The sequence below is a fragment of the Zhongshania sp. R06B22 genome (assembly GCF_040892595.1).
Lineage (GTDB): Bacteria > Pseudomonadota > Gammaproteobacteria > Pseudomonadales > Spongiibacteraceae > Spongiibacter > Spongiibacter arctica.
The window spans coordinates 1,819,045-1,844,848 of the sequence record NZ_JBFRYB010000001.1; the positions used below are offsets into that span (position 1 = coordinate 1,819,045).

Below are 25,804 nucleotides of genomic sequence, written 5' to 3' on the forward strand. Positions count from 1 at the left end.
CGCCCGGTATTTTGCGGCTATCTGAATAAGTCGATGCTCAATGTCGGCGCTCAATAATAATAAAGGTAGGGTAGTTATCATGTTAATGGGTTCAAACGCGCGCTGGTGGGCGGCGGGAATAGTCGCCTGTGTGGCGCAAGCTGTCATCGCGGCAGATACGTCGTCAGATACCACGTCAGTGCAAAGCACAGATTCGTCTAATCGTCGTATGCTCGAAGAAGTGGTGGTGAGCGCGCAAAAAGTCAATCAATCATCCCAGGACGTGCCAATATCATTAACGGCAGTTAGCGGCGACTTTATGCGAGAGGTGGGCGCAACCGGCTTGCAAGATATTGCCCCCTATATTCCGAATGTGCGTTTTTCTTCAGATACTGATCCCGCCCTGGCGCAAATTAATATTCGTGGTTTTGGTTCTAATCCCCTGAACTCGGCCTTTGATAGTTCGGTCGGCTTTGTGCAAGACGAAATATTCTTCAATCGCCCCTCTTACTATAACGAAGCGATGTTTGATATTGCCCGCGTTGAAGTGCTGCGCGGTCCGCAGGGAACCTTATTTGGCAAGAACACTATTGCTGGGGTGTTCAACGTCACCACAAAAGGTCCGACCGAAGAACTGTCTGCAGATTTGCGGATGAATAAAACCGATCCTGAGGAAGTGAGTTTAGAAGCGGGTATTGGCGGCATGGTTACCGATTGGTTTGGTGTTCGTATCGCCGCCCAAGATATTAGCCGGGATGGTCAGCTGCACAATCAGTTTTTAAATCGCCAAGATGATAAGCATGAGCAGAATGCGCAACGGTTAAAATTATTATTTCTACCATCCGAAAATGTGTCATTCGAATTGATGGGTGTGACCTCAGAAACATCGGCAAATTACTGGGGTCTGCAGCTAATGAACCTAGATGAGGGCAGTAGCGATTTCCTTAAAAACTATGATCCCAATATTGAGGGCGACCCTTATAATTTCACCAGTTCGTATGATCAGGATGGTTTCTTAGATAAGACCTCTGACACCCTCGGCTTGAAAACCGACTGGGATATTGGCCCTGTCGGCGCACTAGATAATCTTAATATGGTATTAGTGTTAGCTGATACCGCATTAACTATCGACAGCTTGGTCGACTTGGATACCTCGCCGGCTAACCTTGCGGTGCTAGAAGTGGTCTCAGATTACGAGCAGCAATCAGCCGAGCTACGATTCACCGGCACGGCTGACAGCCTGTTTGGGCTTGGCTCGGGTGTTGAATTTGTAGTGGGTGCTTATGTCTTTGATTCACGGTTTAGTCAGGCTACAAAAATAACTACTGGCGATGACTTCGGCGCTTATTTACTCACCGATGACGCCTTACAGCTGGTGTCCGGACAAACCAATGTTTCAAGTGGAGGCTTGCTAGGTGGGCTCAATCTTGCCGGCATTGGTTTAATCAGTAATTTAACCGGCGCACTCATTGGCGAAGATTTCTTTCGTTTAGATTACCTTTTGAATGTGGATGCCCAAGCGATTTTTGCACAAATGAGCTGGGCCTTGACCGATCAGTTTATTATCACTCCGGGTATTCGCTATAGCCGCGAACAAAAGGTCGCGGATGCGAGTGGAGAAGGCGTTTGTCGCACTGCCGCACTGGGCACGCCTTGTATAATGGAGTCGGCATTAAGCGCAGAAGACTACGATGAGCGAGGCTTAAGTCGCAAGGAAAGCGATGTTTCACCTAAATTAGCGTTTCAATATTATTTGAATCGCGACACCAATGTCTTCTTAACCTATGCCCGCGGCTATAAAAGCGGCGGTTTTAATGCCTCGTCTTTTGGCGGCGAAGATCTGTCTTTTGAGCCGGAAGAAGCCGCGACAATAGAGGCGGGATTTAAAGGCGAGTTCTTTGAAAACACTCTGCGCTTGAATGCAGCGGTGTACCAAACCGAGTTTGATAACTTGCAGGTATTGGCGTTTAACGGCGCATTCTTTGATGTGACCAATGCCGCATCAGCAATATCTCGTGGCTTGGAAATGGACTTTATGTGGCTGACGCCGTTTGAGCCGCTTAGTATTGCCGGTTCGCTAGGGCTGCTAGATGCCAAATATGACAGCTATCCCAATGCGCCAGCGCCGATTACTCAGGGTGTGAATGCCAAGCAGGATCTAAGCGGTAAGCGTATTGCCTTCGCTCCAGAGCAAAGCGCCAGTATTACTCCGACCTTGACCCTACCGCTATTTGGCCTTGCCATGCGCGCCAGTGTAGATTATTTGTACCAAGGTAATCAGTACACCGACGGTGACTTAGACCCCAATAGCTACCTCAAAGGTTTCTCGCAAGTATCGGCCAGAATTAGTCTCGGCTCCACTGATCAACGCTGGGCTGTAAGCTTGGGCGGTAGTAATTTAACCGAAGAAAAAGTACTGAATCAGGTCTTAGATACCGTATTTTTCCCCGGCTCCTACAACGCCCGTCAAAAGTCTGGCCGCAAGATTTTTGCATCGCTGTCGTTTGCTTGGTAAGACACTGTCTACTGGATAGCGTGTAGCTGAGACGTTAGCGAATTTCGAAGCGGAACCCCATATAAAAGGTCCGCTCCTGAGCTGGCTCAATACCGTCGGCCCGCACTCGGCTATAGTAGTCTTGGTTTAGCATATTGTTGATGCCGCCGTACAAGCTCCACTGTTCGCTGTATTCATATTCGAGGCTGAAGTCCAACACCTCATAGCCTGGAATCTCCGCAGCAATCTCGCTGGCGCCGCTGCCACGGGCTAGGTTGGAGTCCTGCCAATACTGTTCACCTACGACGGTAGCGGTAAGAGCGGCGTTCCACTTTTCACTGTCGAACAGCAAGCCAGTACGCAGCAAATGTTCGGGCGAGAATGCGGTGCTGTTACCAATCAGGCTGGTGTTCAAGCTATTGCTTATTTCGGCATCAAGCAGAGAGCCGTTGGCGAACAACTTGAGTGAGCGCGAGGTGCTCGGTAGTAGGTCGTACTCTACACTAAACTCCACACCCTGATGGCGTGAGTCGCCACTGTTTATCCTTTCAACGTCGGTGACATTCACTTGGATCTGTTCGACTTTGTCTTCGAAATCGATGCGAAACAGACTGATATCGAGAACCAGATTATCAATCGGCTGGCTGCGATAACCGATCTCATAGTTGACGGCGCGCGATACGCTAGGGTTGTTGCTACCCGCCAATTCTGATGCCGGGTTGATCAGATCGTCGAAGCGCTGCGGGCGATAAGATTCTGAGAAGTTGGTGTATATTTCTGACCGCTCACTAGCCTGGTACATCAGACCCAAGCCGAACAGGGTTTCATTAAATGTGCGATCTAGGTCTATGGCCTCACGATTGAGACTGGGATTTTTCACCACTTCCGCTAAATCGTAATTGACCCGCTCGAAGCGCATGGTCGGCACCACGCTAAGTTTACCGAAGCGGAAAAGGTTCTCGACAAAAACAGCGTTATAGCTGATGACGCGGTCCTGCTTGAAGGCTAGATCCGCCGAGTTCTGGGTGCTGGATCTAATGTCACTACTGATATGACGGGTGCGCGGGTTGTCGCCTAGGTAGGCGGTGGTGCCGGCGGTTAGCACGTTGTCATGCCCCCAAGACAAGGCGTAACGGACGTCGAAGCCATAGTTTGCGAACTGCTGCTCGTCGATGGCGGTTGTTGCGGGCTCGTCAGCGGGGTCGGTGAACATTGCAGATCGGCGGCTCAAGCGATCCATAGAGGAATACCAGATGCTGGCATCTAAGGTCGAGGCCTCATTGATCTGCTGCTCATATTTGGCAGTGGCGATCAGTTGATCGATTTCTACGCGATTAAAGGGCGACTTCACCAGATCGCGGTTGCTTGCAAACTCCTGCGAGGTGAGTCGGCCAGCTTCACCAGAGTCGGACTGGTAGAGATCTAAATCGAAGCCCAAACGAATATCTTTTAAGCCTTCATAGGAAACGCCAAAGTAGCCCGCGTTAGTCTCGTAGTCTTCATTACGGCGCGGCCCATCTGCGCTGCGGTGGTCGTAAGAGGCCAAGAAACCGAAGTCATTATGGGCCCAGCGCACTTCATTATAGGTGCTGTATAAACCGTCACTGCCAATTGTCTGGTCGGTGCTGAAGGAATTTTCCGCTTCGGCATCCGCACGGCGGGTCACGAAATTTAACACCGGACCGATCTGTGGTCCGTAGAGTAAACCGCCGCCACCACGTACGAATTCGATCCTTTCCACCCTTTGTGCGGCAGGCATAAAGTAGATCGTCGGGTAACCAAAAAGGTCGGCGGCAAGAGGGATGTTGTTCTGAAAGAATGCCACGAATTCGGATTCGTGCGGGTTACCCAACCCCCGGTAGTTTACATTATAGATACTCGGAATTTTTTGATCGGAAACGAATAGGCCGGGCAGGCGTGAGAACATCTGCCGCAGATTGGGCTCCACGAATACTGGCTGCTCGTCTAGATTAACCGACGTGGTTTTCTTACCCTCAAAGATTTTGCCGTTCTGCAGGGCGGGGAGTGTTCCTGAGACATTGGAACCCAGGAATAGGCCGTGAACCTCGATGGTTTCAAGAGTTTTGATATCTGTTTGGCCGTTGGCGGCAGCAAAAGAACAAAGCGACAGCGCAGCGATTGCGGCGCATCGTGTGCTAAGCATGGGGTGATCCTCGGGTGCGAATGATAATGCGAATGATTATTATAAATATCTTTGTGAAATGCAAGATCGAATGTCTTCAAATGTGAGCGGGGGCTCAGCGCATGGCTCTGCAGGGGGCTAACTTGGGCCAACATTGTAAGCTGCGGAACAGTGCGTATTGCCGGTCCGGAATCTGAATAGCGCGTTTTTGCTATGTCTCGGTATATATTTTCCGGCCATCTTAGCGTTTTGTTGATTAGCCCATAAGTTGGAAGGGAAGTTGAACCATAAGTTGGCTAAAAGGAGCATTTTCTGCGATATGGCTTCCAGTACCCAGCGGGGTTTTACCCATAACATGGCCACAAGTTCACCCATATTATTGCCGGAACGTCACATTAGCGGACATTGGAAATGCTCTAATACATATACAAAGCAGGCATCCCCTGACGTCTCAGTCGTAAGCGGAACGATAGGTCGGATTGACATTGCGTACGTAATGGCGTACGCTTTCGTCTATATGGAGGAACCTATGACCACACTTAATGCCACAGAAGCTCGTTCCAAGCTTTACGCGCTGATAGATGAAACGTCTACAAGTCACCAACCTATTATTATTACTGGAAAGAGGGGCAACGCTGTTTTACTGTCGGAAGACGACTGGAATGCCATCAATGAGACACTTCATCTGCTATCCATTCCCGGTATGCGCGAATCTATCCGAGAAGGTATGGACGTCGAACTCGACAAATGTGGTAAGAGTCTTGATTGGTGAGCTGGACTCTTTATTTCACTAAACAGGCTCAAAAAGATGCTCGAAAACTAGCGTCGTCCGGGCTAAAAGATAAGGCTCAGGAGCTGCTGAAAATTGTCGAAAGGAACCCGTATCAGAATCCTCCTCCCTATGAAAAATTAATTGGTGATTTAGCGGGCGCCTATTCTCGCCGAATAAACATCCAGCATCGCTTGGTATACCAAGTGTTAGAAGAAGACAAAGCGATCAAAGTATTGAGGCTATGGCCTCACTATGAGTAAAGCCTAAAACGGTAAAAATATCCCTGATAATAGAAATACAGTTACTTCCAAACCTCCGCTTTCGATCAATTGACGTCATGATTGAACGTCCGCTTAACCCAGACTGTGTGAAAACTACGGATCACCGGTTGATCTAGATGTCCCTTGCTTATGAAGAATCAGTCTTAGCCGGCGATCCAAATTTAAGGCCGCATTTAGTATAATAAATTGGTAAGCCAAACCAGACGCAATCTGCGATGACTCACCATATCAAAGGCCAATCAAGACACCAATCCACGTTATTTCCAGAAGTAATAGATAACTTTGTTACGGAAGACAACCCTGTTCTAGTCATTGATGTTTTTGTCGACCAGCTTGATGTATTGAGCCTAGGTTTTGAGAGCGTCACCGCAAAGCAAGCTGGTCGTCCAGGTTATCATCCAGCCACTATCTTAAAGCTCTACATTTATGGCTACTTAAACCGTATTCAATCATCTCGCCGGCTAGAAAAGGAAACTCACCGCAACGTAGAGTTAATGTGGCTGCTAGAGTGGCTAAGACCTGACTTTAAACCATTGCCGACTTTAGGAAAGATGACGGCAAGGCAATTAAAAATGTCTGTCGTAAATTCGTTGACCTGTGTCGGCAAATTAATATGTTTGATGATTTCGCTTTCGCTATTGATGGTAGTAAGTTTAAAGCGGTCAACAATAAGGCTAAGAATTACACACCCAGCAAAGTCCAATTTCATATCGATCTTATTGAGAGCGGTATTCAAGATTACTTGAATCAAATGAGTGCCAACGATAACGAGGAAAAGCACACACCCAGCTCGGTCTCGGCATCAAAATTAGCATGGTTTAAGCAAGGTTTACTTGAGCTCAATGCGCTAGAAAAAGAGGTAACCGAGCACCCCGATAAACAAGTATCACAAACTGATCCTGATGCACGATTAATGAGAACTCATCATATGGATCGGCAGGTCTGCTATAACGTGCAAAGTGCGGTGGATACGAAACACCACCTGATTGTTGCACATGATATTGTTATGACAACTACCATAAGCCGTGTAAAGCGGACAACTTATGGGTGAATCGACATTTTTGACATAGGGGCAGGACAAGCTTGCATCGCTACGGATGAAAATGAAATTGTGGGCGGTTGCCGTTGCCTTGCAGTGCGATTGCAGAGGGTGAGCAGGGGGGAATAAAAACGCGACGCCGCTACACAAGCGGCATCGCAAAACGTAGCGCCTTAATAAGCGCCACGGCAAATTTCAAAGAAATCCTGATGGGCTAAGCATTCCAGGTTTTAGCGTAATGAGCCGCGAATACGCTGATAAGACTCTTTTAGCTCGCGCACCAATTCTTGACCAGCCAATGACAGGCCTTCGGCGCTTTCGCTAGAAGCGTCGCGCAGATGCTCGCTTTTTAGTTTAAGTTGATCTAAGCGGTCTTCGAGTACTTGCCATTCATCGCGGATTTCCGCGCCAGCAAGATGAACACGCACATTTAGTTCGTCGCGCTCAGTTTTTAGTTTGCCAACAAGCTCGTCGTATCCGTCTTTTATGCTCATTTTCATTCTCCAAATCTAAATATGCTTAGTAGTGATCGCCATATTGCTAAGGTAAATACCGCTTGTTTGATGGTACGTCCTTGGGCCTTAACACCCTTGCTTTAAACACTGCGAGGGCAAGTTAGAAAGATATTACTCACCAATATAAATGATGCTTAAAGATCCGTATGAATTCACTATAGCAGTGCCCCTAGAGCAACTAATGATCTGGATCAATGATTTGTCGATTTCAGTAAAAACGGCATAAATTAGGCGAAGTGAAGGTCTGGCTGGGGAAGGAGTGACCGCACGGTTTTGCGTGAGACTATTATTCAGGTGATGACAAAGCTTAGGCTTGCCTGAGGCAATAAGTTTATCTGGCGTTTTTATTTATCCCTTTTTTTTATGTCACGATAAATCGTTTACCTAATGGCTGGTGACATCAAAAAAATTCAGCTTCATATGCAATCCACACGCACAGGAATATTCGACATCAGTGGTATGCCTGTAATGGGGTCGTAGTTTTTTTCCACTGACACTAAGCGGCCCGTGTTACTTCCTATTTCAATCACCTTGTCATCGTCTTCGCCGGGGTTGCCGCCAAAGGCATGTGTCATAGAAATGATCCCATTCAATAAGGTGGCATCCGCTTCAACAATGCCGCGAATAGCACTGTGCGGGGAGGAAAGTAATACTGTGTCGCCACTGCTTAAACCCAGGCGATTCAGGTCGTCGGGGTGCATATAAGCTGGGTTATATTGTTTGCCCAATGATTTCTTAAGTTCTCTGCCGGCTGAGTTAATTACCGAGTTTAGGCGCCTACAGACCAGTCTGAAGGGGAAATCGTTTACGGCTTCTTGGCTTGCCGGCGGTTCTGCAAAGACATCGGCCAGCTCTTGCATCATCATGGCATTGCCAATACACAGCTTGCCTTCAAATGCGGGATCTTTAGGCTGAACGATTTCCTTCACCTCGTATATTTTGCCACCGCGGTGTTTTTTGACTTCTTCCAGCGAGATTCTGGCATTCGCCGTTAAATGTTCATGTAGCTCGTCTGTTGTGGGTTTGTTTTTCATGTCGAGAAAGGCGAAGGCTGGGGAGCTCTCTTGAAACTTGTCCCAACCGGTTTGCGAGGCCACAAATAAGTTCAGTCCCATGCGCTGACCCAGACCATAGAAAAAGGCCCACTCCTCTACAACATCGGCGCCTTTTGGTGGCTCAACCACCGCAGGTGCATAGCTAGCGTAGGGCTCATCAAAACCTAGACCATAACCATAGTGTTTATTCCCTTCGCACAACTGCGTTGTAGCGGGGGTTTCCAGTGATAACTTGGGCGGTATCACATAATGCGCGAGCTCAGCGGTCGCGGTCATGTGGTAATCGAGTACAACCAGCAGTTCTAGATTCTTCAGCGCCTTATAGGTTTTATTCTGGTCTGGCCAGGCCATCATTGGATTGCCTGCCAAGCAGATCAATACTTTTACTTGGCCCTCGCCCTCTAACAGCATTTCGTCGGCCAATGCGGCCGTCGGCATACCGCTTGCCGTTTTGCTGAGATTGCGAACCCGCATTTTTTCGGGATAATCCCAGCCCTTATAAGGCGGCCTCGCCTGCGCTTTGGCAATATATGCGGGGGTGAGTACATTGGGTTTGGTGACTTTATCGCCGGCTCTAGACCAGTAGCCACACACCGACATCAGACAATAACCGAGATATTCACTCAAGCTACCGTGTAGCGACATGTTCGGCCCTGTGCCCAGCGTCACGGCGCCGCCCCGGCCACTTTGGCCAACCGCTGAGGCATAAGTTCTAGCGGCAGCAATTAGCTGATCCACATCTATCTCTGCGCGCTTGGCTACATACTCGGGTGTGAACAGCGCGACACGTTCTGCCAGTGCTTCAAAGCCCTCTACATCTTCTTCAATAAAAGCCTGGTCATACAGCTTTTCAGTAATAATAATATTGAGAAGTCCCGCTAAAATAGTGGGGTCTTCGCCGGGCTTGGCCTGCAAGTGAATATGTGCGCGTTTAGCGGTTTCCGTGACCCTAGGGTCTATAACAATGAGTTTGGTGCCGCGCTCTTGGGCTGCTTTTAGACGCTGTGCTGGGTTATTCCCCGGCGCGCCACTGGCCTTAGATATAACCGGATTTGCACCAACAATAATCCAGCTATTGGCAGTATTGAAATCCAATTCACCGGCGCCCCAAAGGCCGTGCGCTGCCATGGCAATGTGTTTGCCCGGCTGGTCAATAGTGCTGGAGGTGAAGTGCATGGGCGAGCCAATGCCCATTAAGAAAGAGACGGCTACTGAGGGTGCTACCGGTGTAGAGACCTGACCGGTACCGCCATAAACGGCGACTGAGCGCGGGCCGTGCTTTTCAATAATCGCCGCTATTTTGTCGGCGATCTCGTCCATCGCCGCTTCGCTGCCTATGTTCTCGAAGGTGTTTGCAGACGCCCGTTTTTGGCAGTGGAGCAAGCGATTAGGGTTGTTGTGCTGTTCAGGAAGCGCCCGTCCCTTAGGACAGGTGTAGCCTTTGAAGTAGGGGTCGTCTTTGTCGCCGGTAACTTTTGTTAATTTTCCAGCATCTACATGGGCAATGATTTGGCAATAGGCCGGACATACACGGCATATGGCGGAATGTGTATTAGTCAACGTTGTGTAACCCCGATATTCAATTTTTATTTTTAATTTGATGATTGTATCGCGGCGAGCAGTATACTGAAATTTGGCAACTTATCGCAGTCTTTGGCGCGGCTGCTCCGCTTTTACTCGCTTCAATAGTGGCGCAGTTCACTAGCTACGCAGATATTGAGAAAAACAGGGCTTGAATAGGTCCAAAGCTCAAATCTACTTTTGCACACGCTAATAATTTGCTGTGCTAGATTACCAAGGCGAACATCCGCCAAATACTATTTACTGCTATATTTAAGCCTCATCGTATAAGGCTTTGATTGATACATGTGAAACCGCGGCACCACCAGTTAGATTAGACCCGTATTCTTCTTAGATAGTAGTGCCAAGCTTCAGGAGGGGATGTGACAGTAATGCGTTCAGTATGTAATAGCCGGCTTTGCTCCTGCGTTATGGCAGAGGATTATTACTGGGCGAGTGAGAAACGATTTAATTTTGGGAAAAATAGCTGGGTGTCAGTATTCCAAGACCTCATGCACTTGGGTGATGTGGCTTCTTCGGAGCGCGTATGACTCCTTTCCAGAGTGACTCCCTGCAGTGCGAATTGCGGCTATTTGTTGCGGGTGATACCAACAACTCCTTAGAGGCTATCGCTAATCTGAGGGCCTTGTGCGAGGAATACTTGCCAAGTCGCTACACCATCGAAATCGTGGATGTGATGCAGGAGCCTGCCCGAGCGATTGCCGATGGGGTTTTTATGACGCCGACCTTGCTCAAGCTAGGACCGCGTCCCCTGCGGCGAGTTGTGGGTAGATTGGCACGAAGCTCAGATGTGCTGCAGGCATTGGGTTTGACGCTTAACGACAGGCCGATACTGTCCAGCGCGGACGCTGAAACCGCTAAGTTGATAGCAACGCTGGATGAGGCCGGTCGGCGTTTAGAAGAACTTACCGGTGGTGAAGTCGATGCAGTCCTTAGACGCGATGGCAAGCCGCTTTTACTATTAAGCGCCCAAGCGGAGTTGCGCCACCGCGAAGCGGCAAGACAAACTGCCATCCTCAATGCCCTACCTGCTCATATTGCATTGATCGATAATCAGGGTGTTATTGTGTCTTTTAACCATGCTTGGCAGAAATTTGCCGAGTTAAATGGCCTGGCTTCCCCTGGGTATGGCGTTGGAATTAACTATCTGGAGGCTTGCGACAAGGCGGGCGAGGGCAGTGAGGCGGCCGAGGGCATTCGCTCAGTACTGGCAGGACATTCGAGAAGCTTTTCCATTGAGTATCCCTGTCATTCCCCGACGGAACAGCGCTGGTTCCTGATGACTGTGACGCCCTCTAATCACGATGCCAAGAACGGTGCCGTGATCATGCATCTAAACATAAGCGATCGCACCGAGGCGGAGATCGGTATGCAGCGCTTGCAGCGGGTCTACGCGGTTCTAAGTGAGATTAATGAGTTGATCGTTCGCGTGCCCAACCGCGATGAACTCTTCCGTGAGGCATGTCGGATAGCGGTCGAAACTGGCGGGGTTTGCATGACGATGATAGGCATTGTCGATCAAGCCACTGACACTGTCGTTCCGGTCGCCTCGGTAGGCGTAGAAGATAAATTACTAAGGGACATCAGGAGCCTACTATCCTCAGATGAGAAAGCGTCGACGACGATGATTGCGAAAGCGGTCCGCGACAAGACGGCGATCGTATCCAACGATTTGAGTGACGACCCGCGGGCGCTGCTCCGGGATCTATATACCGAGGCGGGAGTGCACTCGGTGGCGGTTCTTCCCTTGATTGTGTCGGGGCAAGTGGCGGGGGTGTTGGGCCTATACGCAGGGGAAAAGGATTTCTTCCACGAAGAAGAGATGCTGCTGCTGAGCAAACTGGCCGATGACGTTGCGTTTGCAATCGACCACCTCGAAAGGCAAGAGCGGCTCGACCATCTCGCGTCCTACGACCAGCTTACGGGACTAGCAAATCACCATCTGTTCCTTGAACGTCTTGAGCAATTTACGCGTGGTGCTGCCGACAGTGGCCACCGCTTAGCACTGATCCTAATTGACCTAGAACGCTTCAAGAATATTAACGACAGCCTCGGGCGAGCGGCGGGCGATGTACTTCTGCAACAGGTCGCCGAGTGGCTTACCCAGCACATTGATGATGTACATCGGCTTGCCCGGGTCGGCGTTGACCAGTTCGCTGTGGTGCTGCGTGAAGAAGGGCGGGTCGGTGATGTTGTACGCCAGTTGGAAGCGGTGATCGAGGCCTTTCTTCTCCATCCCTTCAAGCTCAAGCCCTCTGTATATCGGATCGCGGCAAAGTTCGGTGTAGCAATGTTTCCAGAGGATGGCGCCGACGCGGCCACTCTCGTCAAGAACGCTGAAGCGGCTTTGAAGAAGGCCAAGGTGGAAGGTCATCGGCATCTTTTCTATACGCAGAAGATGACCGACACTGTGGCGCAGCGCCTGAATCTCGAAAACCAGTTGCGCCAAGCGCTGGATAAGAACGAATTCGTACTGCACTACCAGCCTAAGGTGAATCTTGCTAGCGGCGAGATCACGGGCGTGGAAGCCTTGATCCGCTGGAACGACCCTCTCACAGGCTTGGTTTTGCCAGATTCCTTCATCTCGATTCTTGAAGAAACGGGGTTAATATACGACGTCGGCCTATGGGCCTTGCATCAAGCACTGCAAGATTTTTTGCGGTGGCGCGCCGCCGGATTAAATGCAGTGCGCATTGCGGTGAATGTCTCGCCGCTGCAAATGCGTCACCCCGGATTCGCCGCCGCTATTGAACAGATCGTGGCCATCGACCCGCGCGCCGCCCAGGGCTTGGAACTAGAGATCACTGAAGGTATGGTCATGGCGGACATGAAGCAGGCGATATCGAGTCTGCATGCGATTCGCGCGCTCGGCATCAGCATTGCCATTGATGATTTTGGTACCGGATACTCCTCATTGGGTTATCTATCGAAGTTGCCGGTTGATACGCTTAAGATCGATCGTATGTTTATAGCGGATATGGTCACCGATCCACAGGGCTTATCGCTGGTGTCCACAATCATTAACCTCGCCCACTCTTTGCAACTCAAAGTTGTGGCCGAAGGCGTTGAGACCGAGGAGCAATCCCGCTTATTGAGATTGCTGAAATGCGACCAAATACAAGGTTATTTGTTTAGCAAGCCCCTTGCTGTGGAGGTCTTAGAAGAGACATTCCTGCGGCGTCTCGGCTAGCCGCAGTGAGTGACCGCGCGCGGAGTGTTATTAGGCTTTTTTGATAAGCCGAATGATGTAAATTAAAATTATCGCGCCGGCGGTAGAGGTCACAATAGAGCCAATTAATCCCCCTGCTGAAATCCCTAAAAAGCTAAAAACATAGCCGCCTACTACGGCGCCCACCACACCGACAATAATATTGCCGATTAAGCCAAAGCCGCCGCCTTTCATTATCTTGCCAGCCAACCAACCCGCCAGTGCGCCAATGGCTAAGAATATAATCAAACCTTCTGCATTCATTTTACTTTCCTTGCATTATTGAGATTGTTAATAGGGGAGTTCGGCAATGCGACTCACCGCTAACACTTCGATTCATCAAGTGCGTCATTGTAGCCAAGCTATTCTCAATCATATCAATACTGCTAATTTTGCATGCTAGCGTCGCCGTCAAATTATGATCGATCAGGGTAATTTACTCACCCATACACCCACATCCAAGCTTGAGTCTGGCGCGCCTCTAAACGATCCTTCTATTGGCGGCACGGATTTAGAGAGCCGTGCAACCGCGACTGGAATATGGTCGGTGCCGGCCATTTCGCCAATCGTGGGGTCAAAGCCCTTCCAGCCAGCGCCGGGTAAATAGACCTCTGCCCAAGCATGGGTAGCACCAGCGGCATCGCTGCCGGGCGCGTGTAGGTAGCCGCTGACAAAGCGCGCTGCGAGCCCCATGCACTTTGCGGCATCCATAAAGAGTTGAGCAAAATCTCGGCAGGAACCCGTACCACATACCAGGGTGTCCTTGGCGGTTTGCACGCCCGGTTCTTCTCGTAATTTATAGGTTTGGGTTTGATAAATATGACTGGCGATTCGCTGTAGCAAGGTATAAGTCTGAATCTTTTCGTCGCCCTGCCAAAGTGTTTGAGCCCATTGAGAGATCATTTGCTGTGTTTCTTGATCGGGTAGCTGCATATATGGGCTCAGCAAAACTTGATCGTCCGGCAAATAACTAAAGGGATAATTGATGGCGTAATCGGCAACCATAAAATTAAGCGGTGACTCATTGTATTGCTGAATGATGAGCTCGCTTTCAAATACCAGCTGCTGGGCGGGGAGATCGAAGGTGGCGGTGGCCACGGAGTTTCCCTCGGCGTCGCGGTGCCATAGTAAATTAGCATTGGGCGAAATTTTTAGGGAGAACGACTCGATGCGAAGCTCATAGTCTTCTCTTGGCCGCAGGCGTAAGTGGTGTGGCCCAAGCTGCACTTCTTCGGAAAAGTTATAGTAGGTTCTGTGGATAATGTTATAGCGCTGCATAGTGTGTCCAGTATTGAGCCGATCTACCGCATTTAATTTCGACTAGTCGATGATGGAGCTTTCATTGATAAGCTCTACGCTAACCACTTGGCTGGAAGGATAGACTCCCGGTCCAAATTGATTGTATACAGCGACATCGGCAGCATCGCGGCCGTAACCAATGGCGACATAGCCGCCTTTTAAAGAGGGCTGGGTTGCGTCGAAGGTGTACCAGCGGTCGCCCACATAGGCTTCAAACCAAGCATGTAGATCCATCGGTTGCAGACCATATAAATAGCCTACTACCATTCTTGCCGGAATACTCAAGCTTCTGCAAAGCGCAATGCCTAGGTGGGCCATATCGCGACACACCCCCCACTTTCGCGCGTTTATCTCAATGGCAGTAACTTGGGCATCGCTATTGCCCGGAGTGAAAGTAACATTGTTGCGCAGCCAGTTCTCAATGGCGGCAACTTGGTTGTAGCCCAGGAGTTGGCCGGCGGTAATCTCCATCGCCATTTGGCCAAAACGATCAGATTCGCAATAGCGGCTGGGTAGAAGATAGTTGAGTACCGAGTCTGGCAGTCTTTGAACTTCAACAAAGGGGGCGCCGGGGGCTTGGTCTAAAAAATCGGCGGTCTTTGCCTCTGCGCGAGTGTGTATAGAGAAATACCCCGGCTGAGCGACTAAGCGCTGACAGAGATTGCCATAGACATCGGTGAATTCAAAAGCAGGGACGCTGGGTGCCAGTTTATACTGTTCGCTGGCAATCCATTGCTGGGCGCCACTGCGCGGTCTAAGCATCAATACAAACGGTGTGGGCACTTCAATATCGAAGGATAAATCGCAACTCGTTTTTAACCACATGCGTCTGCTCCTATTGATTGAAACAAGGTGATATAAGCTTGGCGTTGCCCAAGATGTATATCATGAATTCACGGTCATTGTGACAAATGCGGATATTAACTGCCAATAAAGCGCGGGGGCACCGCTTAGCTTGGGTCAGACCAGAATGTGGCGCCTAAGTTTATGTCTAGCTCATCTTTATTGCCGGGGTGGATAAATTTTAGCCGTGAGGCGTGCAGCAGTAAGCGCTCAGCGGCTGCTTTTGCCTTGGGGTGAGCGTAAAACTCACAGCCTAAAATGGGGTGGCCAATACTGGCGGTGTGAACTCTCAGTTGGTGGGAGCGTCCAGTGATCGGTATCAAACGTAATTTGCTGTGGCCGCCCGCCGTTGTGCCGCAATTTTCATAATGGGTTTGGGCGTGTTTGCCGTAGTCGAAATTAAGTTCTTGGCGAGGGCGGTTGGGCCAGTCGCAGGCCAGCGGAAGGTCGATAAACCCCTCTACGCTGCTAACCTTGCCGTAAACAATGGCTTGATATTCCTTATAAACTTTGCGGTCTTGAAATAGCCGACTCAGCGCCCGGTGGCTGTCTGGATGGCAGGCGACAATCATCAGCCCAGAGGTGGACATATCAAGGCGGTGAACAATGCTTGCGTTGGGGTAATCTTGGTTTATACGACTAATAAGGCAGTCTTTATTGTCAGGGTGACGGCCGGGTACAGATAACAATCCTGCCGGTTTGCTGACAATCAGCAAGTCGTTGTCGCGGTGCAGATAGCGAATGGCCTCGGCGCAATGGGGCACAATGAAATCGGCGCCGGTGCTTGGCTGCTTTTCGGTATGTGAGCTATCTGACATAAGGCTTTTTGGTCGCAGCATGGAGTTGACGCAAGTATACCGGATATTGGCGTCTTAATTTTTGCTGCGTAAAGAGCTGGGAATCAGTGCAAAGAAGGACTCTAGGTGGTCATTTTCATAGTACCAGCCAAGTTGTTCTGTGCAGTGTTCGCAGTGGGCGTACTGCCAGCGGTAGCCTTGGAACCAACAATACTGAGACGTGGGTTCACCGCTGATAATAGTGCCCGGTGCCGAGTGGAAGCAGCACACATCGTAAATAACGCCGCCGGGATTGATAAAGCGGTGGTGATGTTGGTCGTGGATACGGATACGGTAACTGCTGGCAGTGATCGCCTGGTGGCAGTTTAGGCAAGAGATAAGTTCAGAGGGTTCGCTGCCTTGAACTTGAAATAATGCATCGTGAACGAGCTGCTTTATGGGCAAATTACTCATAGCGTTCTCCGATTGAGTTAGGTGCCATTATGGCGCTCTCCGAAAAACCGTTTTAATCCGGTAATATGCTTACTTTCATGTTTAAACATATAGAGGTTGGGGCTTTGCTACAAGCGCTTTCAGTGAGTGAAGGGAGACAAATTCTTGCGACCTTGTTGCAGGACTTTTTACCACAGGCAAAAGTGGTGAACACGCCGCTGCCCCTAGTGCCAGAAATCGCCCTGTTGCTGTTAAGCGCAGATTATCCGCAGCATGATTTAAGTCCTGAACAGACCCAGCGGATCATGAATTATCCCGCGTATTGGTGTTTTTGTTGGGCCAGTGGTCAGGTTATGGCGCGCTATCTCTTTGATAATCCAGACCTCGTGCGCGGTAAAAAGGTGCTGGATTTTGGCTGTGGCTCGGGGGTGGCAGCCATTGCCGCAAAGCTTGCGGGTGCCAAAGAGGTGATTGCCTGTGATCTCGACGCCGATGCCATTGTGGCGAGTCGTGCCAATGCCGCGCTGAATAAGGCCGAGCTTAGCTACAGCGATGATTTCTTCGCCAATGACGAGCACTATGATGTCATTCTGGTGGCCGATGTACTTTACGATCGCGCAAATTTACCCTTGTTAGACGCTTTCTTAAAGCGTGCTCCACAGGTCTTGGTGGCCGATTCACGGGTGAAAGATTTTAAGGTCGACAACTACCACTGGCTGGCATTTCAGCGTGCTACCACCGTGCCGGACTTGGCTGAGTCTGAAGAGTTTTCCAAGGTTAATTTATACCTTGGTACTCGCTAGAGTCTTGGTCTTGAGAGCCATTATTAGCGAGCATTTCCTGAATATTTTTCAAGCGCGGATCTAAAGCCTTGGTTTCCGGCTTTGCGCCATTAACTAGGGTGAGGCTTTGAGCGCGGGCCTGAATGTAATCAATACGTTGGCTTAAATCCGGGTGGCTGGTAAACAGTGCCTGCCATCTGGCCTGTTGGTATTGGCCTAAAATTTTTGCAAAGAATTCCTCGGTGCCGGCCAAGTGACCATAGTAATTTTCTAGGGTATTCATGGCGGCCGTATCCGCGGCAACTTCCATTTTTCGACTAAACCCCAGCATCGTTAGTATGCCGGTTTGCTGGGCGGTGCTCTGCAGGGCGCTGGCGTTTTGTCCGCCGGTGACAATGCTTAGAAATAATTGCACCAGCAATCCGCCGCTTAAAGACTGGGCGGGGTGACGGTATTTAATATGGGCAATTTCATGGGCGAGCACCATCGCCAGCGCATTTTCCGAAGACACTTCCCGCAGTAAGCCGGTGGTCACAAATATTTGGCCGCCCAAGGTGGCAAAGGCATTGGGTAGATCCGGCTGGTCGAGCAGTTGGAACTGGGTGCTGATTCCTGCTGGGAGTCGAGATTGTAGTGCTAAGTTTTGGCCAAGCTCCTGAATAGCGGCCTCGGCGTCTTGAAAGGCAGCGCTATGCTCAGGTTCTGAGCGCGTCCACTGCCCGTATTTGCTCATCAACTGCTGTTCGTAGCGAAACGGAATATAGGGCGCCAAGCTGTGTGCAAATACCAGCAGCAGCGTCACTGTAGTGCCGAGAATAATAAACACCCCGAGCAACAGAATAAAAAATTCCTTGAGGGGGTTATCTGCAGAAGTGTTGATGCCCTCGGGAATCTTGGGATTTTGCTTGGCAAAGCTCACCGTTTACTGGCCTTTTATCTGGGCAGCTTGGGGTGTTAAAGCCGTCCCATAGGCTAATACCTCAATCGAGCCAATACCTTTGCTGCTGCCGCCAGATATTCTACTGGTCTCAAATTTGGTATTAATAATGGCTTCGGCGCCAGCGCTGCGGGCTTGCTCTTGCATACGCAACAGCGCTTCGCGGCGGGCGCGGTCGAGTAGGGTCTCATAGCTGCGAATGCGGCCACCCACCAAGGCCCGCAATGCGGCGGACACCCGTTTGAAATAATCCACTGAAATCACCACATTGCCGCTGACCAGCTCGCCGTGGTGAGTCATAAATTGCGTGGGTGGAAAGCGGTCGGTAGACACCACAATGTGGCGCAGCTCGTCTTCGCGGGCAAAGATACTTTTATAGTGTTTGGCTTCGGCGCGGCGACCAAAGAAAAACCCCAAGCCCAGCAGCAGCGCAAAGACACCTAATTGAATCAGGCCTTCCATGATTATTTTTCCTCAAGGAAAACGGCAGTGCCATAGGCGAGAATTTCTGAGGCGCCAGCGGTAATAGAAGAGGTGGAGTAGCGCACATTAACAACGGCGTTGGCGCCAATGGCCTTGGCTTGCTCGGTCATGCGGTCGGTGGCTTCTTGCCGCGCTTCAGACAGTAGCTCGGTATAACCGGCCAACTCGCCACCGAAGATGTTTTTTAGGCCGGCCATAATGTCTTTACCCGCGTGTTTGGCACGTACGGTACTGCCTAGCACTAGTCCTAGGTGTTGAGTAACGCGTTTGCCGGGTATGAGTTCTATATTGCTGATGAGGATGTCGGTCATTGAGCGGTCCTTGGGTGTTTCAGGTCAGTGTGTCTATTTTGCCTAGGGTGCGGCTTAGTATTTTTGCTAGGGTCTATCAAAGCTGGTTTTTGGGTGTGTGTCTATATGGGAAACTTAAGAAGAGTTTCTACTCACATTAGTAGGCTTTTTGCCTATAGCGAGGTCGTCGAGATTATCTGCTAGGCGTTCTAGCAGCTGTTCGACGCTAGACTCAATGGCAATGCTGGGCTTGCACCATAAATGACCACGATGCTCCCTTAACTCTATTTGAAGGTGCACTAGACCTTGTTTGAGCGCTCTGGCGGCGCGATGCATTCGCCCACCCGCAGCCGTCAACAAAAGCTGCTTACCCTAATGACCAAACAGGGCTTGGCCGACGACGTCTTCCAAACGGCGTATTTACGAGCTGAGAGCTGCTTTGCGGTTTTGGGGTAGCTGTGTTGCTGGCAAATAAGCAAGAATACAGCGGCTTGGAGAAGGCTTAGACTGCTTAAATAACTGACTTTGATATCGTATTTATCGTTTAATGTTGGATTGGCTCCTGCTATAACTACACGCAACTGCTTATTCATTTCAGCATAAATATTATTTTTGTGTTTATAGGTTTTTTCGGTACGGTCACTGCATGTATCTTGTGTGTGCCGGATTGCGCGCCGCTGAAGTCGGCTTTAATTGGTCGTTTGCTTACTGCTAAAGCTAGGTATCGGGGTAATTATTCCCCAAAGGGAGTTCAGCTATGTTAAAAAAAATCCTCATCGCTAACCGTGGTGAAATCGCGGTGCGAATAGTGAGGGCCTGCGCCGAAATGGGCATTCGCTCGGCGGCTGTTTACACCGAGCCAGATCGATTCTCCTTGCATGTTAAGCGCGCGGATGAGGCCTACAACGTGGGCTCTGATCCGCTGGAAGGGTATTTGAATCCCAGAAAATTAGTGGGTCTGGCGGTAGAGACCGGCTGCGATGGTCTGCATCCCGGTTATGGTTTCTTGTCAGAGAACGCCGAGCTCGCTGAAATTTGTGCTCAGCGCGGCATTAAGTTTATTGGGCCTAGCGCCGAAGTCATTCGCCGTATGGGCGATAAAACCGAAGCCCGCCGCGCTATGACTGCAGCGGGTGTGCCGGTAACGCCGGGCACCGACGGCAACCTAGCTGATGTTAACGAGGCGGTAAGCTTCGCCAAAACTATTGGCTACCCCGTTATGTTAAAAGCCACCTCGGGTGGCGGTGGTCGCGGTATTCGGCGCTGCGACAGCGAGACAGATCTCCTTAGACAGTTTGATCGGGTAGTGTCTGAGGCCACCAAAGCCTTTGGCCGCGCCGATGTGTTTATGGAAAAGTGCATCGTTAATCCCCGTCATATCGAATCTCAGATACTGGCTGACAGCCAGGGCAATGTGATCCATTTATTTGAGCGCGACTGCTCAATTCAACGCCGCAACCAAAAGCTCATTGAGATTGCGCCATCGCCCCAGTTGACCCCTGAACAGCGGGCTTATATTGGCGAGATGTCGGTGCGCGCTGCCGAAGCGGTTGGCTACGAAAACGCGGGCACCGTAGAATTTTTACTCGCCGACAATCAAATCTATTTCATGGAAATGAACACCCGGGTTCAGGTTGAGCACACCATCACCGAGCAAATTACGGGGGTGGATATTGTCCGCGAACAAATTCGTATAGCCTCTGGTTTACCGCTGGGGTATCGCCAAGAAGATATTTCCTATCGCGGCTTCGCAATGCAGTTTCGGGTTAATGCCGAAGACCCAAAAAATGATTTTTTACCTAGCTTTGGCAAAATCAGCCGCTACTACGCGCCGGGTGGTCCGGGTGTACGAGTCGACACGGCGATTTACACCGGTTACACCATTCCCCCTTATTTCGACTCCATGTGTCTCAAACTGGTTGTCTGGGGTTTAACCTGGGATGAGGTCTTAAACCGGGGCGCGCGAGCTTTAAATGATATGCGCTTGCAAGGGGTGAAAACCACGGCGGCCTATTACCAGCAGATTCTTAAGCACCCGGATTTTCGCGCCGCAAACTTCGATACCAGCTTTGTAGAAAGTCACCCCGAACTGACTCAGTACTCGGATAAAAGTCGCCCCGAAGACATTGCGCTGGTGGTGGCTGCGGCCATTGCTGCCCACGCCGGCCTGTAAGATAAAAAGGATATTATAATGAGCCAAGATAAAGCTGTTCTGATTACTGATGTTGCACTGCGCGATGGTCATCAGTCCTTGTTGGCAACGCGAATGCGAACCGAAGATATGTTGCCGGTATGCGCCCAGTTGGATGCGATAGGGTTTTGGTCGCTGGAAGTCTGGGGCGGTGCAACCTTTGACGCCTGTGTGCGTTTTTTGAAAGAAGACCCCTGGGAGCGTTTGCGTAAACTGCGCGAGGCTCTGCCAAATACGCAATTACAAATGTTGCTGCGCGGCCAAAATTTGCTGGGCTACCGTCATTACGCCGACGATGTGGTTGAGGCGTTTATTCAAAAATCCGCCGATAATGGCATGGATATTTTCCGTGTATTTGACGCCATGAATGACGTGCGCAATTTACAGACGGCTATTGCCGCGGTTAAAAAATCCGGTAAACACGCCCAGGGCACACTTTGTTACACCACTAGCCCGGTTCATAACACCGCAAAATTTGTCCAGCAGGCCAAAGACATGGTGGCGATGGGAGTGGACTCCATTGCGATTAAAGACATGGCGGGTTTGTTAACGCCAATGGCAACGTCTGAACTGGTTAAGGCTTTAAAAGATACTGTTGATGTGCCGCTGGCGCTGCATTCCCATATGACCTCGGGCCTCGCTGGTTTGTGTCAGTTGAAAGCGATTGAAGCGGGTATCGATATTATTGACACTGCCATGGCGGCGTTTGCCAATGGCACCAGCCATCCGGCAACCGAAACTATGGTCGCTGCCCTAAAAGGCACGCCCAGAGATTCTGGTTTGGACCTGCCCGCGCTTCAGGAAATCTCTGCAAAACTGTGGGAAGTGCGCAAAAAATACCATCAGTTTGAAAGCGAATTCACCCGCGAAGATGTCAGCGTGCAGATTAACCAAGTACCCGGTGGCATGATGTCAAATCTAGCCAATCAGCTTAAAGAGCAGGGCGCCTTAAATCGGATTGGCGATGTTTTTGCTGAAATCCCCGCTGTGCGTAAAGACTTGGGTTACCCGCCTCTGGTAACGCCAACCTCACAAATTGTTGGCACTCAGGCGGTGATGAATATTTTGGCCGACAAGCGCTACACAACGATCACCAACGAAGTGAAGCGCTATCTGCAAGGTCACTACGGTGCCGCACCCGCTGAAGTAAACAAAGAGCTGCGCGCTAGGGCGATTGGCGCTGAGGATGTGATTGATGTGCGGCCGGCAGATTTGCTGAAGCCGGAATTAGTTAAGCTGCGCAAGGAAGTTGGCGACTTAGCCAAGTCTGAAGAAGACGTGCTGACTTACGCGATGTTCCCTGACTTGGGTCGCACATTTTTGACCGAGCGTGAAGCGGGCACGCTGGTTCCCGAAGTTCTTGAACCTATTGGCCAAGCAACTCGTCCGGTGAGCGAAGGCGGCGTGCCCACTGAGTTTGTCGTTGATGTGCATGGCGAGAGTTACCAAGTTGCCATTACCGGTGTGGGCATCAAAGGCTCTGGTAAACGTCATATTTACATGACCTTGGACGGTATGCCTGAGGAGGTAGTGTTTGAAGCCCTGAATGAATACAAGGCCGAAGGCAGCAGTGGCCGTAAATCGGCCAGCAAGCCGGGTCATGTTAGTACCAATATGCCGGGTAATATTGTTGAAGTTTTGGTTGCCGTGGGCGATACCGTCACCGCAGGTCAAGCGGTCTTAGTCACCGAAGCCATGAAGATGGAAGCAGAAGTGCAAGCGCCAATTAGCGGTACTGTCACTGAGATATTTGTTGCCAAAGGCGACCGGGTAACGCCGGGTGAAGTGTTAATAGAGATAGAGGCGGGGGCTTAGTATTTCTAGCGTTCACCATTATAAATGATGAACGCTATTCTTTTTATGGAGTAGAGCTTGCGCTCTATGTAACCCCCATAAACACAGCACAGTCTAATGCTCTCCAATCAGCCCCGTATTCAATATTGAGTTCGGGGTTTTTTTATGGCTACAGAAAACTGCGCTGAGTCTTAGACTAATTACGGTAGATGGTTTGAATTAAATGAAAGCCAAACTGGGTTTTGACGGGGCCATGTACTTCTAAAACCGCTTCTTTAAATACCACGTCGTCAAAGGGCTTAACCATTTGGCCGGGACGGAACTCACCGAGGTCGCCGCCTTTTTTACCAGATGGGCAGTCAGAGAACTTCTTCGCTAATTCGCCAAAGTCACTGCCTTTGGCTATTTGGTTTTTTAAATCTTGGGCTTGTTGTTCGGTTTTTACCAGAATGTGGCGAGCGCTAGCAACGGTCATGAATTAATCCTTGTTGAATGGTTTTTGGCGATTATAGCAGGCCACGGCCCCTAATTGCCCGCTCGATAAGCTATGGTGGGCTTGTTTTGAAGGCATACTCTTGTAAACGTGTTCCAAATAAAAAACGGCTGTATGTATACAAGAGTTTAAACAAAGGTGGGGATTTGGCGGTGCAGTCACATTAGTGCTCAGTCGCTATCTACGCGCCGTTAAAGTACGTGAACAAGAGAGCAGGTCTCATTAACACATTGGAGCCTTACTTAACTTATTGAAATTCATATAAAACGCGATATGATCAGGGAAAGGATTGTTTGGCAGAAATAAAGGGAGTTAGTCTTCGTTTGACCGGCACTCACTAATAGCGGGGTCGCCATCTCCTTGAATTCCCTATGATTTTTCAATCAACGTAAAAGCCAGTTCCGTGATAAGGGGCCAAAGTGATATATGGCCTGAGTCGTTATAATAAATTGTTATGCAAAATCAATCATCAAGTTAGGCAGGTAAAATGGAAAACTTTGCTGTAGGACTAGCAACCTCGATCCTAGGGGGAATTATTCTAGCCATTCTTGGAAAATGGCAAGGATGGTGGCTTCGGTCAAAAAGCGAGCCTTCGATTGACCTTGCAACTCGTACACTAAAAATTCTCGACGGGGACGCCGGCGAAAAAACTAATGAAATGGTTAATCTCACCAAGCAACTTGGTGACTCTCTTGTAGCTTTCTATAAAACAAAAACTCCATATAAAGAGCACCTTGAAACAGAAGCTTTATTTCTCCTGAACGAGCTGTTGGATTTAATCAAACCAATATCAACTGAACTTTCAGCTGCAAACCCCGAGCTTGATGAGTTAAAGCGGGCTGTGAATTCATACCAAAAAGGACTTGAATGGCGCTCACAAATTATAAAGCATTTATGTCACCCACCTAATCCCCCTGCAATGGACCCTGGTCATGTCAGGGATCAGCTCTTGTCGAAAAATCTATTACCCCATGAGTTGCTAAAAGCTGCTCAGGGTGAGGCTGCTATTTTTTTACGTGGCCACGGTGTTAACTGGTTCAAAAGACAAAACTATCGCCGCGACATTGTAAAAAAGCATCGCGCCAAGTACAAAGAGGCTGTCGCGCATGACTATCGCTCTGTTCTGCAGCAAACATCTTTGCACAAAGCACGAAAGTAGTTGCGAGTAAAAATGCATAACAAAACCAGCCAGAGGGAACAAAAAACCGCCGCTTCGCTCTGGTTTTTCGTCCCCTGCTGGCGGCGTTAGAAATGGAATCGAATGAGCGCCCATAAACTACACATAGCTGGAAAAGCAGTTGGGCTACATGGTAGCCTAATTGATACTGATTTTCGGAAGCCGAGAGTTCTTTGTTCTGACCCATGGGAATTTGTTGCTCTGTGGCTAAAGCGAGATCATCAAAAGGATGCTTTATTCTATTGGGATCAAGCCCGCCATTTTTACTTGGCATCAAAAAGCTTGCCAGAGCTTTCTTCTCCTCTTACGTCCTACTATTGTTTTCTGAATGCAGTTAAAGCTCTTTTGTCGGCTAGTGGCCAAGAGTTTACAGAGTCACACGGTGTTGGAGGTCGATCCACTGGCAATGTTAAGTCCTTAGATAACGAGATAGTTGATTTCCAGGGCGGTGGAATTCTTCCAGCTCTATGTAAGTATTTAGAGGAGCCGGATAATGCTGGCAAAGACTTCACTCTAAAAGATATCCTGTGGCAAATGCCATTCATTCATAGAGCCTATTGCCTCACTTTCAAAGGAGCTACGGAATTATTTATTCCGTTAATAAATCAGTGCTTTATGCGAAAGGACGGATCGAAGGAGGCATGGTTTCAAGCTGAGATAAATAAGCGATATATAAATGCTCACACAAAGAAGGCAATACAACCGGGGTTTGAATTATATGAAAACGAAGGTGTTTGTGAGTTACGTAGAAAGCGTAGATTTAAATGGTCTGGGCGTGACATCGAAAACAGCATTACGGAATTTTTAAAGTATCATAAGACCATACGCCGCAGAATAATGCCTATATATTCATCTGAAAATCGGTGGTATTTAAAAAAATCTGTGTCGGGCCACGATAAGCTAAATAATTCCCAGTTGGTGTTAATGTTTGCTGCCATGCATCGCCTTAGCGAGCTTAGCCGTTATGATCCAATTTCATTGGCTGGTCATTTCAATGTCAATCATAACTGGCTGCTTGCAGAATTTATTAAGGCATCTCCAAGTCAGTTTGTTTATGGAATAGCGTCGGAAATCACTGGTTTAGAGTTTATCAGACCTGATGCGTTCTAAAATTTCTAACAAGGCCAGTCACAGCGACAGCTTTTTCGTTACGGCTTCGCCTTCACTACAAAGCTGCGCGTGCTGGCGGCGTTAGGAAGTGAATTATGGAAACACCTGA

The 25,804-nt window shown here is 49.5% G+C and carries 23 protein-coding genes and 1 pseudogene; 12 read left to right on the forward strand and 12 right to left on the reverse strand.

All coding sequences use genetic code 11. The features are described from left to right. The first annotated feature begins 79 nt into the window (after positions 1 to 79). Complete coding sequence (locus tag AB4875_RS08260) at positions 80 to 2,494, forward strand: TonB-dependent receptor (RefSeq protein ID WP_368375585.1); 2,415 nt, start codon at positions 80 to 82, stop codon at positions 2,492 to 2,494. 34 nt (positions 2,495 to 2,528) lie between these two features. Here AB4875_RS08260 and AB4875_RS08265 read toward each other — a convergent pair whose 3' ends face one another. Then, on the reverse strand, positions 2,529 to 4,637 hold the full coding sequence (locus AB4875_RS08265) for a TonB-dependent receptor family protein (RefSeq protein WP_368375586.1): 2,109 nt from the start codon (positions 4,635 to 4,637) through the stop codon (positions 2,529 to 2,531). A 508-nt stretch (positions 4,638 to 5,145) separates the two neighbouring features. Here AB4875_RS08265 and AB4875_RS08270 point away from each other — a divergent pair. The 3 genes and pseudogenes from AB4875_RS08270 to AB4875_RS08280 form a co-directional block, all read left to right on the forward strand. Continuing rightward, complete coding sequence (locus tag AB4875_RS08270; protein WP_368375587.1) at positions 5,146 to 5,388, forward strand: type II toxin-antitoxin system Phd/YefM family antitoxin; 243 nt, start codon at positions 5,146 to 5,148, stop codon at positions 5,386 to 5,388. Continuing rightward, positions 5,385 to 5,648, forward strand: coding sequence for a Txe/YoeB family addiction module toxin (locus AB4875_RS08275; RefSeq protein ID WP_368375588.1), 264 nt, complete (start codon positions 5,385 to 5,387; stop codon positions 5,646 to 5,648). Before AB4875_RS08270 ends, AB4875_RS08275 begins: the two co-directional genes overlap by 4 nt. A 236-nt stretch (positions 5,649 to 5,884) precedes the next feature. Beyond that, positions 5,885 to 6,681: pseudogene (locus AB4875_RS08280) on the forward strand (transposase); the annotation flags it as partial. Positions 6,682 to 6,938: 257 nt separating this feature from the next. Here AB4875_RS08280 and AB4875_RS08285 read toward each other — a convergent pair. After that, complete coding sequence (locus AB4875_RS08285; RefSeq protein ID WP_368375589.1) at positions 6,939 to 7,202, reverse strand: hypothetical protein; 264 nt, start codon at positions 7,200 to 7,202, stop codon at positions 6,939 to 6,941. 437 nt (positions 7,203 to 7,639) lie between these two features. Continuing rightward, positions 7,640 to 9,838 carry a molybdopterin-containing oxidoreductase family protein gene (locus AB4875_RS08290; protein ID WP_368375590.1) on the reverse strand — a complete coding sequence of 733 codons (2,199 nt, stop codon included), beginning with the start codon at positions 9,836 to 9,838 and terminating at the stop codon, positions 7,640 to 7,642. 383 nt (positions 9,839 to 10,221) lie between these two features. Between AB4875_RS08290 and AB4875_RS08295 the strand changes: the two genes are divergently transcribed. Further along, positions 10,222 to 10,389 carry a hypothetical protein gene (locus AB4875_RS08295; protein ID WP_368375591.1) on the forward strand — a complete coding sequence of 56 codons (168 nt, stop codon included), beginning with the start codon at positions 10,222 to 10,224 and terminating at the stop codon, positions 10,387 to 10,389. Next, positions 10,386 to 13,049 (forward strand): EAL domain-containing protein, encoded by a 2,664-nt coding sequence (locus AB4875_RS08300; RefSeq protein ID WP_368375592.1) that lies wholly within the window; start codon positions 10,386 to 10,388, stop codon positions 13,047 to 13,049. The genes AB4875_RS08295 and AB4875_RS08300 overlap by 4 nt, the downstream gene beginning before the upstream one ends. Positions 13,050 to 13,079: 30 nt before the next feature. On the opposite strand, the gene AB4875_RS08305 is transcribed toward AB4875_RS08300, so the two are convergent. From AB4875_RS08305 to AB4875_RS08325, 5 genes are all read right to left on the reverse strand, one after another. Next, on the reverse strand, positions 13,080 to 13,331 hold the full coding sequence (locus AB4875_RS08305) for a GlsB/YeaQ/YmgE family stress response membrane protein (RefSeq protein WP_368375593.1): 252 nt from the start codon (positions 13,329 to 13,331) through the stop codon (positions 13,080 to 13,082). A gap of 162 nt (positions 13,332 to 13,493) precedes the next feature. Next, entirely contained in the window at positions 13,494 to 14,345 is an 852-nt protein-coding gene (locus AB4875_RS08310; protein ID WP_368375594.1) for a transglutaminase family protein, read from the reverse strand. Positions 14,346 to 14,387: 42 nt separating this feature from the next. Continuing rightward, entirely contained in the window at positions 14,388 to 15,191 is an 804-nt protein-coding gene (locus AB4875_RS08315; RefSeq protein ID WP_368375595.1) for a transglutaminase domain-containing protein, read from the reverse strand. Positions 15,192 to 15,316: 125 nt separating this feature from the next. Further along, positions 15,317 to 16,027 (reverse strand): pseudouridine synthase, encoded by a 711-nt coding sequence (locus AB4875_RS08320; protein ID WP_368375596.1) that lies wholly within the window; start codon positions 16,025 to 16,027, stop codon positions 15,317 to 15,319. Between the two features lie 54 nt (positions 16,028 to 16,081). Continuing rightward, complete coding sequence (locus AB4875_RS08325) at positions 16,082 to 16,459, reverse strand: cereblon family protein (RefSeq protein WP_368375597.1); 378 nt, start codon at positions 16,457 to 16,459, stop codon at positions 16,082 to 16,084. Positions 16,460 to 16,581: 122 nt separating this feature from the next. On the opposite strand from AB4875_RS08325, the gene AB4875_RS08330 reads away from it, so the two are divergent. Further along, positions 16,582 to 17,241: a class I SAM-dependent methyltransferase gene (locus tag AB4875_RS08330; protein ID WP_368375598.1), complete on the forward strand. Its 660-nt coding sequence runs from the start codon at positions 16,582 to 16,584 to the stop codon at positions 17,239 to 17,241. Here the strand turns inward: AB4875_RS08330 and AB4875_RS08335 are convergent. From AB4875_RS08335 to AB4875_RS08345, 3 genes are read right to left on the reverse strand one after another with little or no spacing between them, the layout of a single operon-like run. Then, positions 17,216 to 18,139, reverse strand: a complete 924-nt coding sequence (locus AB4875_RS08335; RefSeq protein ID WP_368375599.1) for a M48 family metallopeptidase — start codon at positions 18,137 to 18,139, stop codon at positions 17,216 to 17,218. The genes AB4875_RS08330 and AB4875_RS08335 overlap by 26 nt on opposite strands. 3 nt (positions 18,140 to 18,142) lie before the next feature. After that, complete coding sequence (locus tag AB4875_RS08340) at positions 18,143 to 18,619, reverse strand: YbjQ family protein (protein ID WP_368375600.1); 477 nt, start codon at positions 18,617 to 18,619, stop codon at positions 18,143 to 18,145. 2 nt (positions 18,620 to 18,621) lie between these two features. Further along, entirely contained in the window at positions 18,622 to 18,951 is a 330-nt protein-coding gene (locus tag AB4875_RS08345) for a YbjQ family protein (protein WP_368375601.1), read from the reverse strand. A 285-nt stretch (positions 18,952 to 19,236) separates the two neighbouring features. Here AB4875_RS08345 and AB4875_RS08350 point away from each other — a divergent pair, with 285 nt between their 5' ends. From AB4875_RS08350 to oadA, 3 genes are all read left to right on the forward strand, one after another. Continuing rightward, positions 19,237 to 19,386: a hypothetical protein gene (locus AB4875_RS08350; protein WP_368375602.1), complete on the forward strand. Its 150-nt coding sequence runs from the start codon at positions 19,237 to 19,239 to the stop codon at positions 19,384 to 19,386. A 301-nt stretch (positions 19,387 to 19,687) separates the two neighbouring features. Further along, a complete protein-coding gene (locus AB4875_RS08355) occupies positions 19,688 to 21,103 on the forward strand; it encodes an acetyl-CoA carboxylase biotin carboxylase subunit (protein WP_368375603.1) in 1,416 nt (471 codons plus the stop codon). 18 nt (positions 21,104 to 21,121) lie between these two features. Continuing rightward, positions 21,122 to 22,936 (forward strand): sodium-extruding oxaloacetate decarboxylase subunit alpha, encoded by a 1,815-nt coding sequence (gene oadA / locus AB4875_RS08360; protein WP_368375604.1) that lies wholly within the window; start codon positions 21,122 to 21,124, stop codon positions 22,934 to 22,936. Between the two features lie 175 nt (positions 22,937 to 23,111). On the opposite strand, the gene AB4875_RS08365 is transcribed toward oadA, so the two are convergent. Next, the gene (locus AB4875_RS08365) at positions 23,112 to 23,390 is read right to left on the reverse strand and encodes a peptidylprolyl isomerase (protein WP_368375605.1); all 279 of its coding nucleotides are present in this window, start codon (positions 23,388 to 23,390) and stop codon (positions 23,112 to 23,114) included. 505 nt (positions 23,391 to 23,895) lie between these two features. On the opposite strand from AB4875_RS08365, the gene AB4875_RS08370 reads away from it, so the two are divergent. Continuing rightward, positions 23,896 to 24,567 (forward strand): hypothetical protein, encoded by a 672-nt coding sequence (locus AB4875_RS08370; RefSeq protein ID WP_368375606.1) that lies wholly within the window; start codon positions 23,896 to 23,898, stop codon positions 24,565 to 24,567. A 102-nt stretch (positions 24,568 to 24,669) separates the two neighbouring features. Continuing rightward, positions 24,670 to 25,695, forward strand: coding sequence for a YaaC family protein (locus AB4875_RS08375; RefSeq protein WP_368375607.1), 1,026 nt, complete (start codon positions 24,670 to 24,672; stop codon positions 25,693 to 25,695). The last annotated feature ends 109 nt before the right edge of the window (positions 25,696 to 25,804 follow it).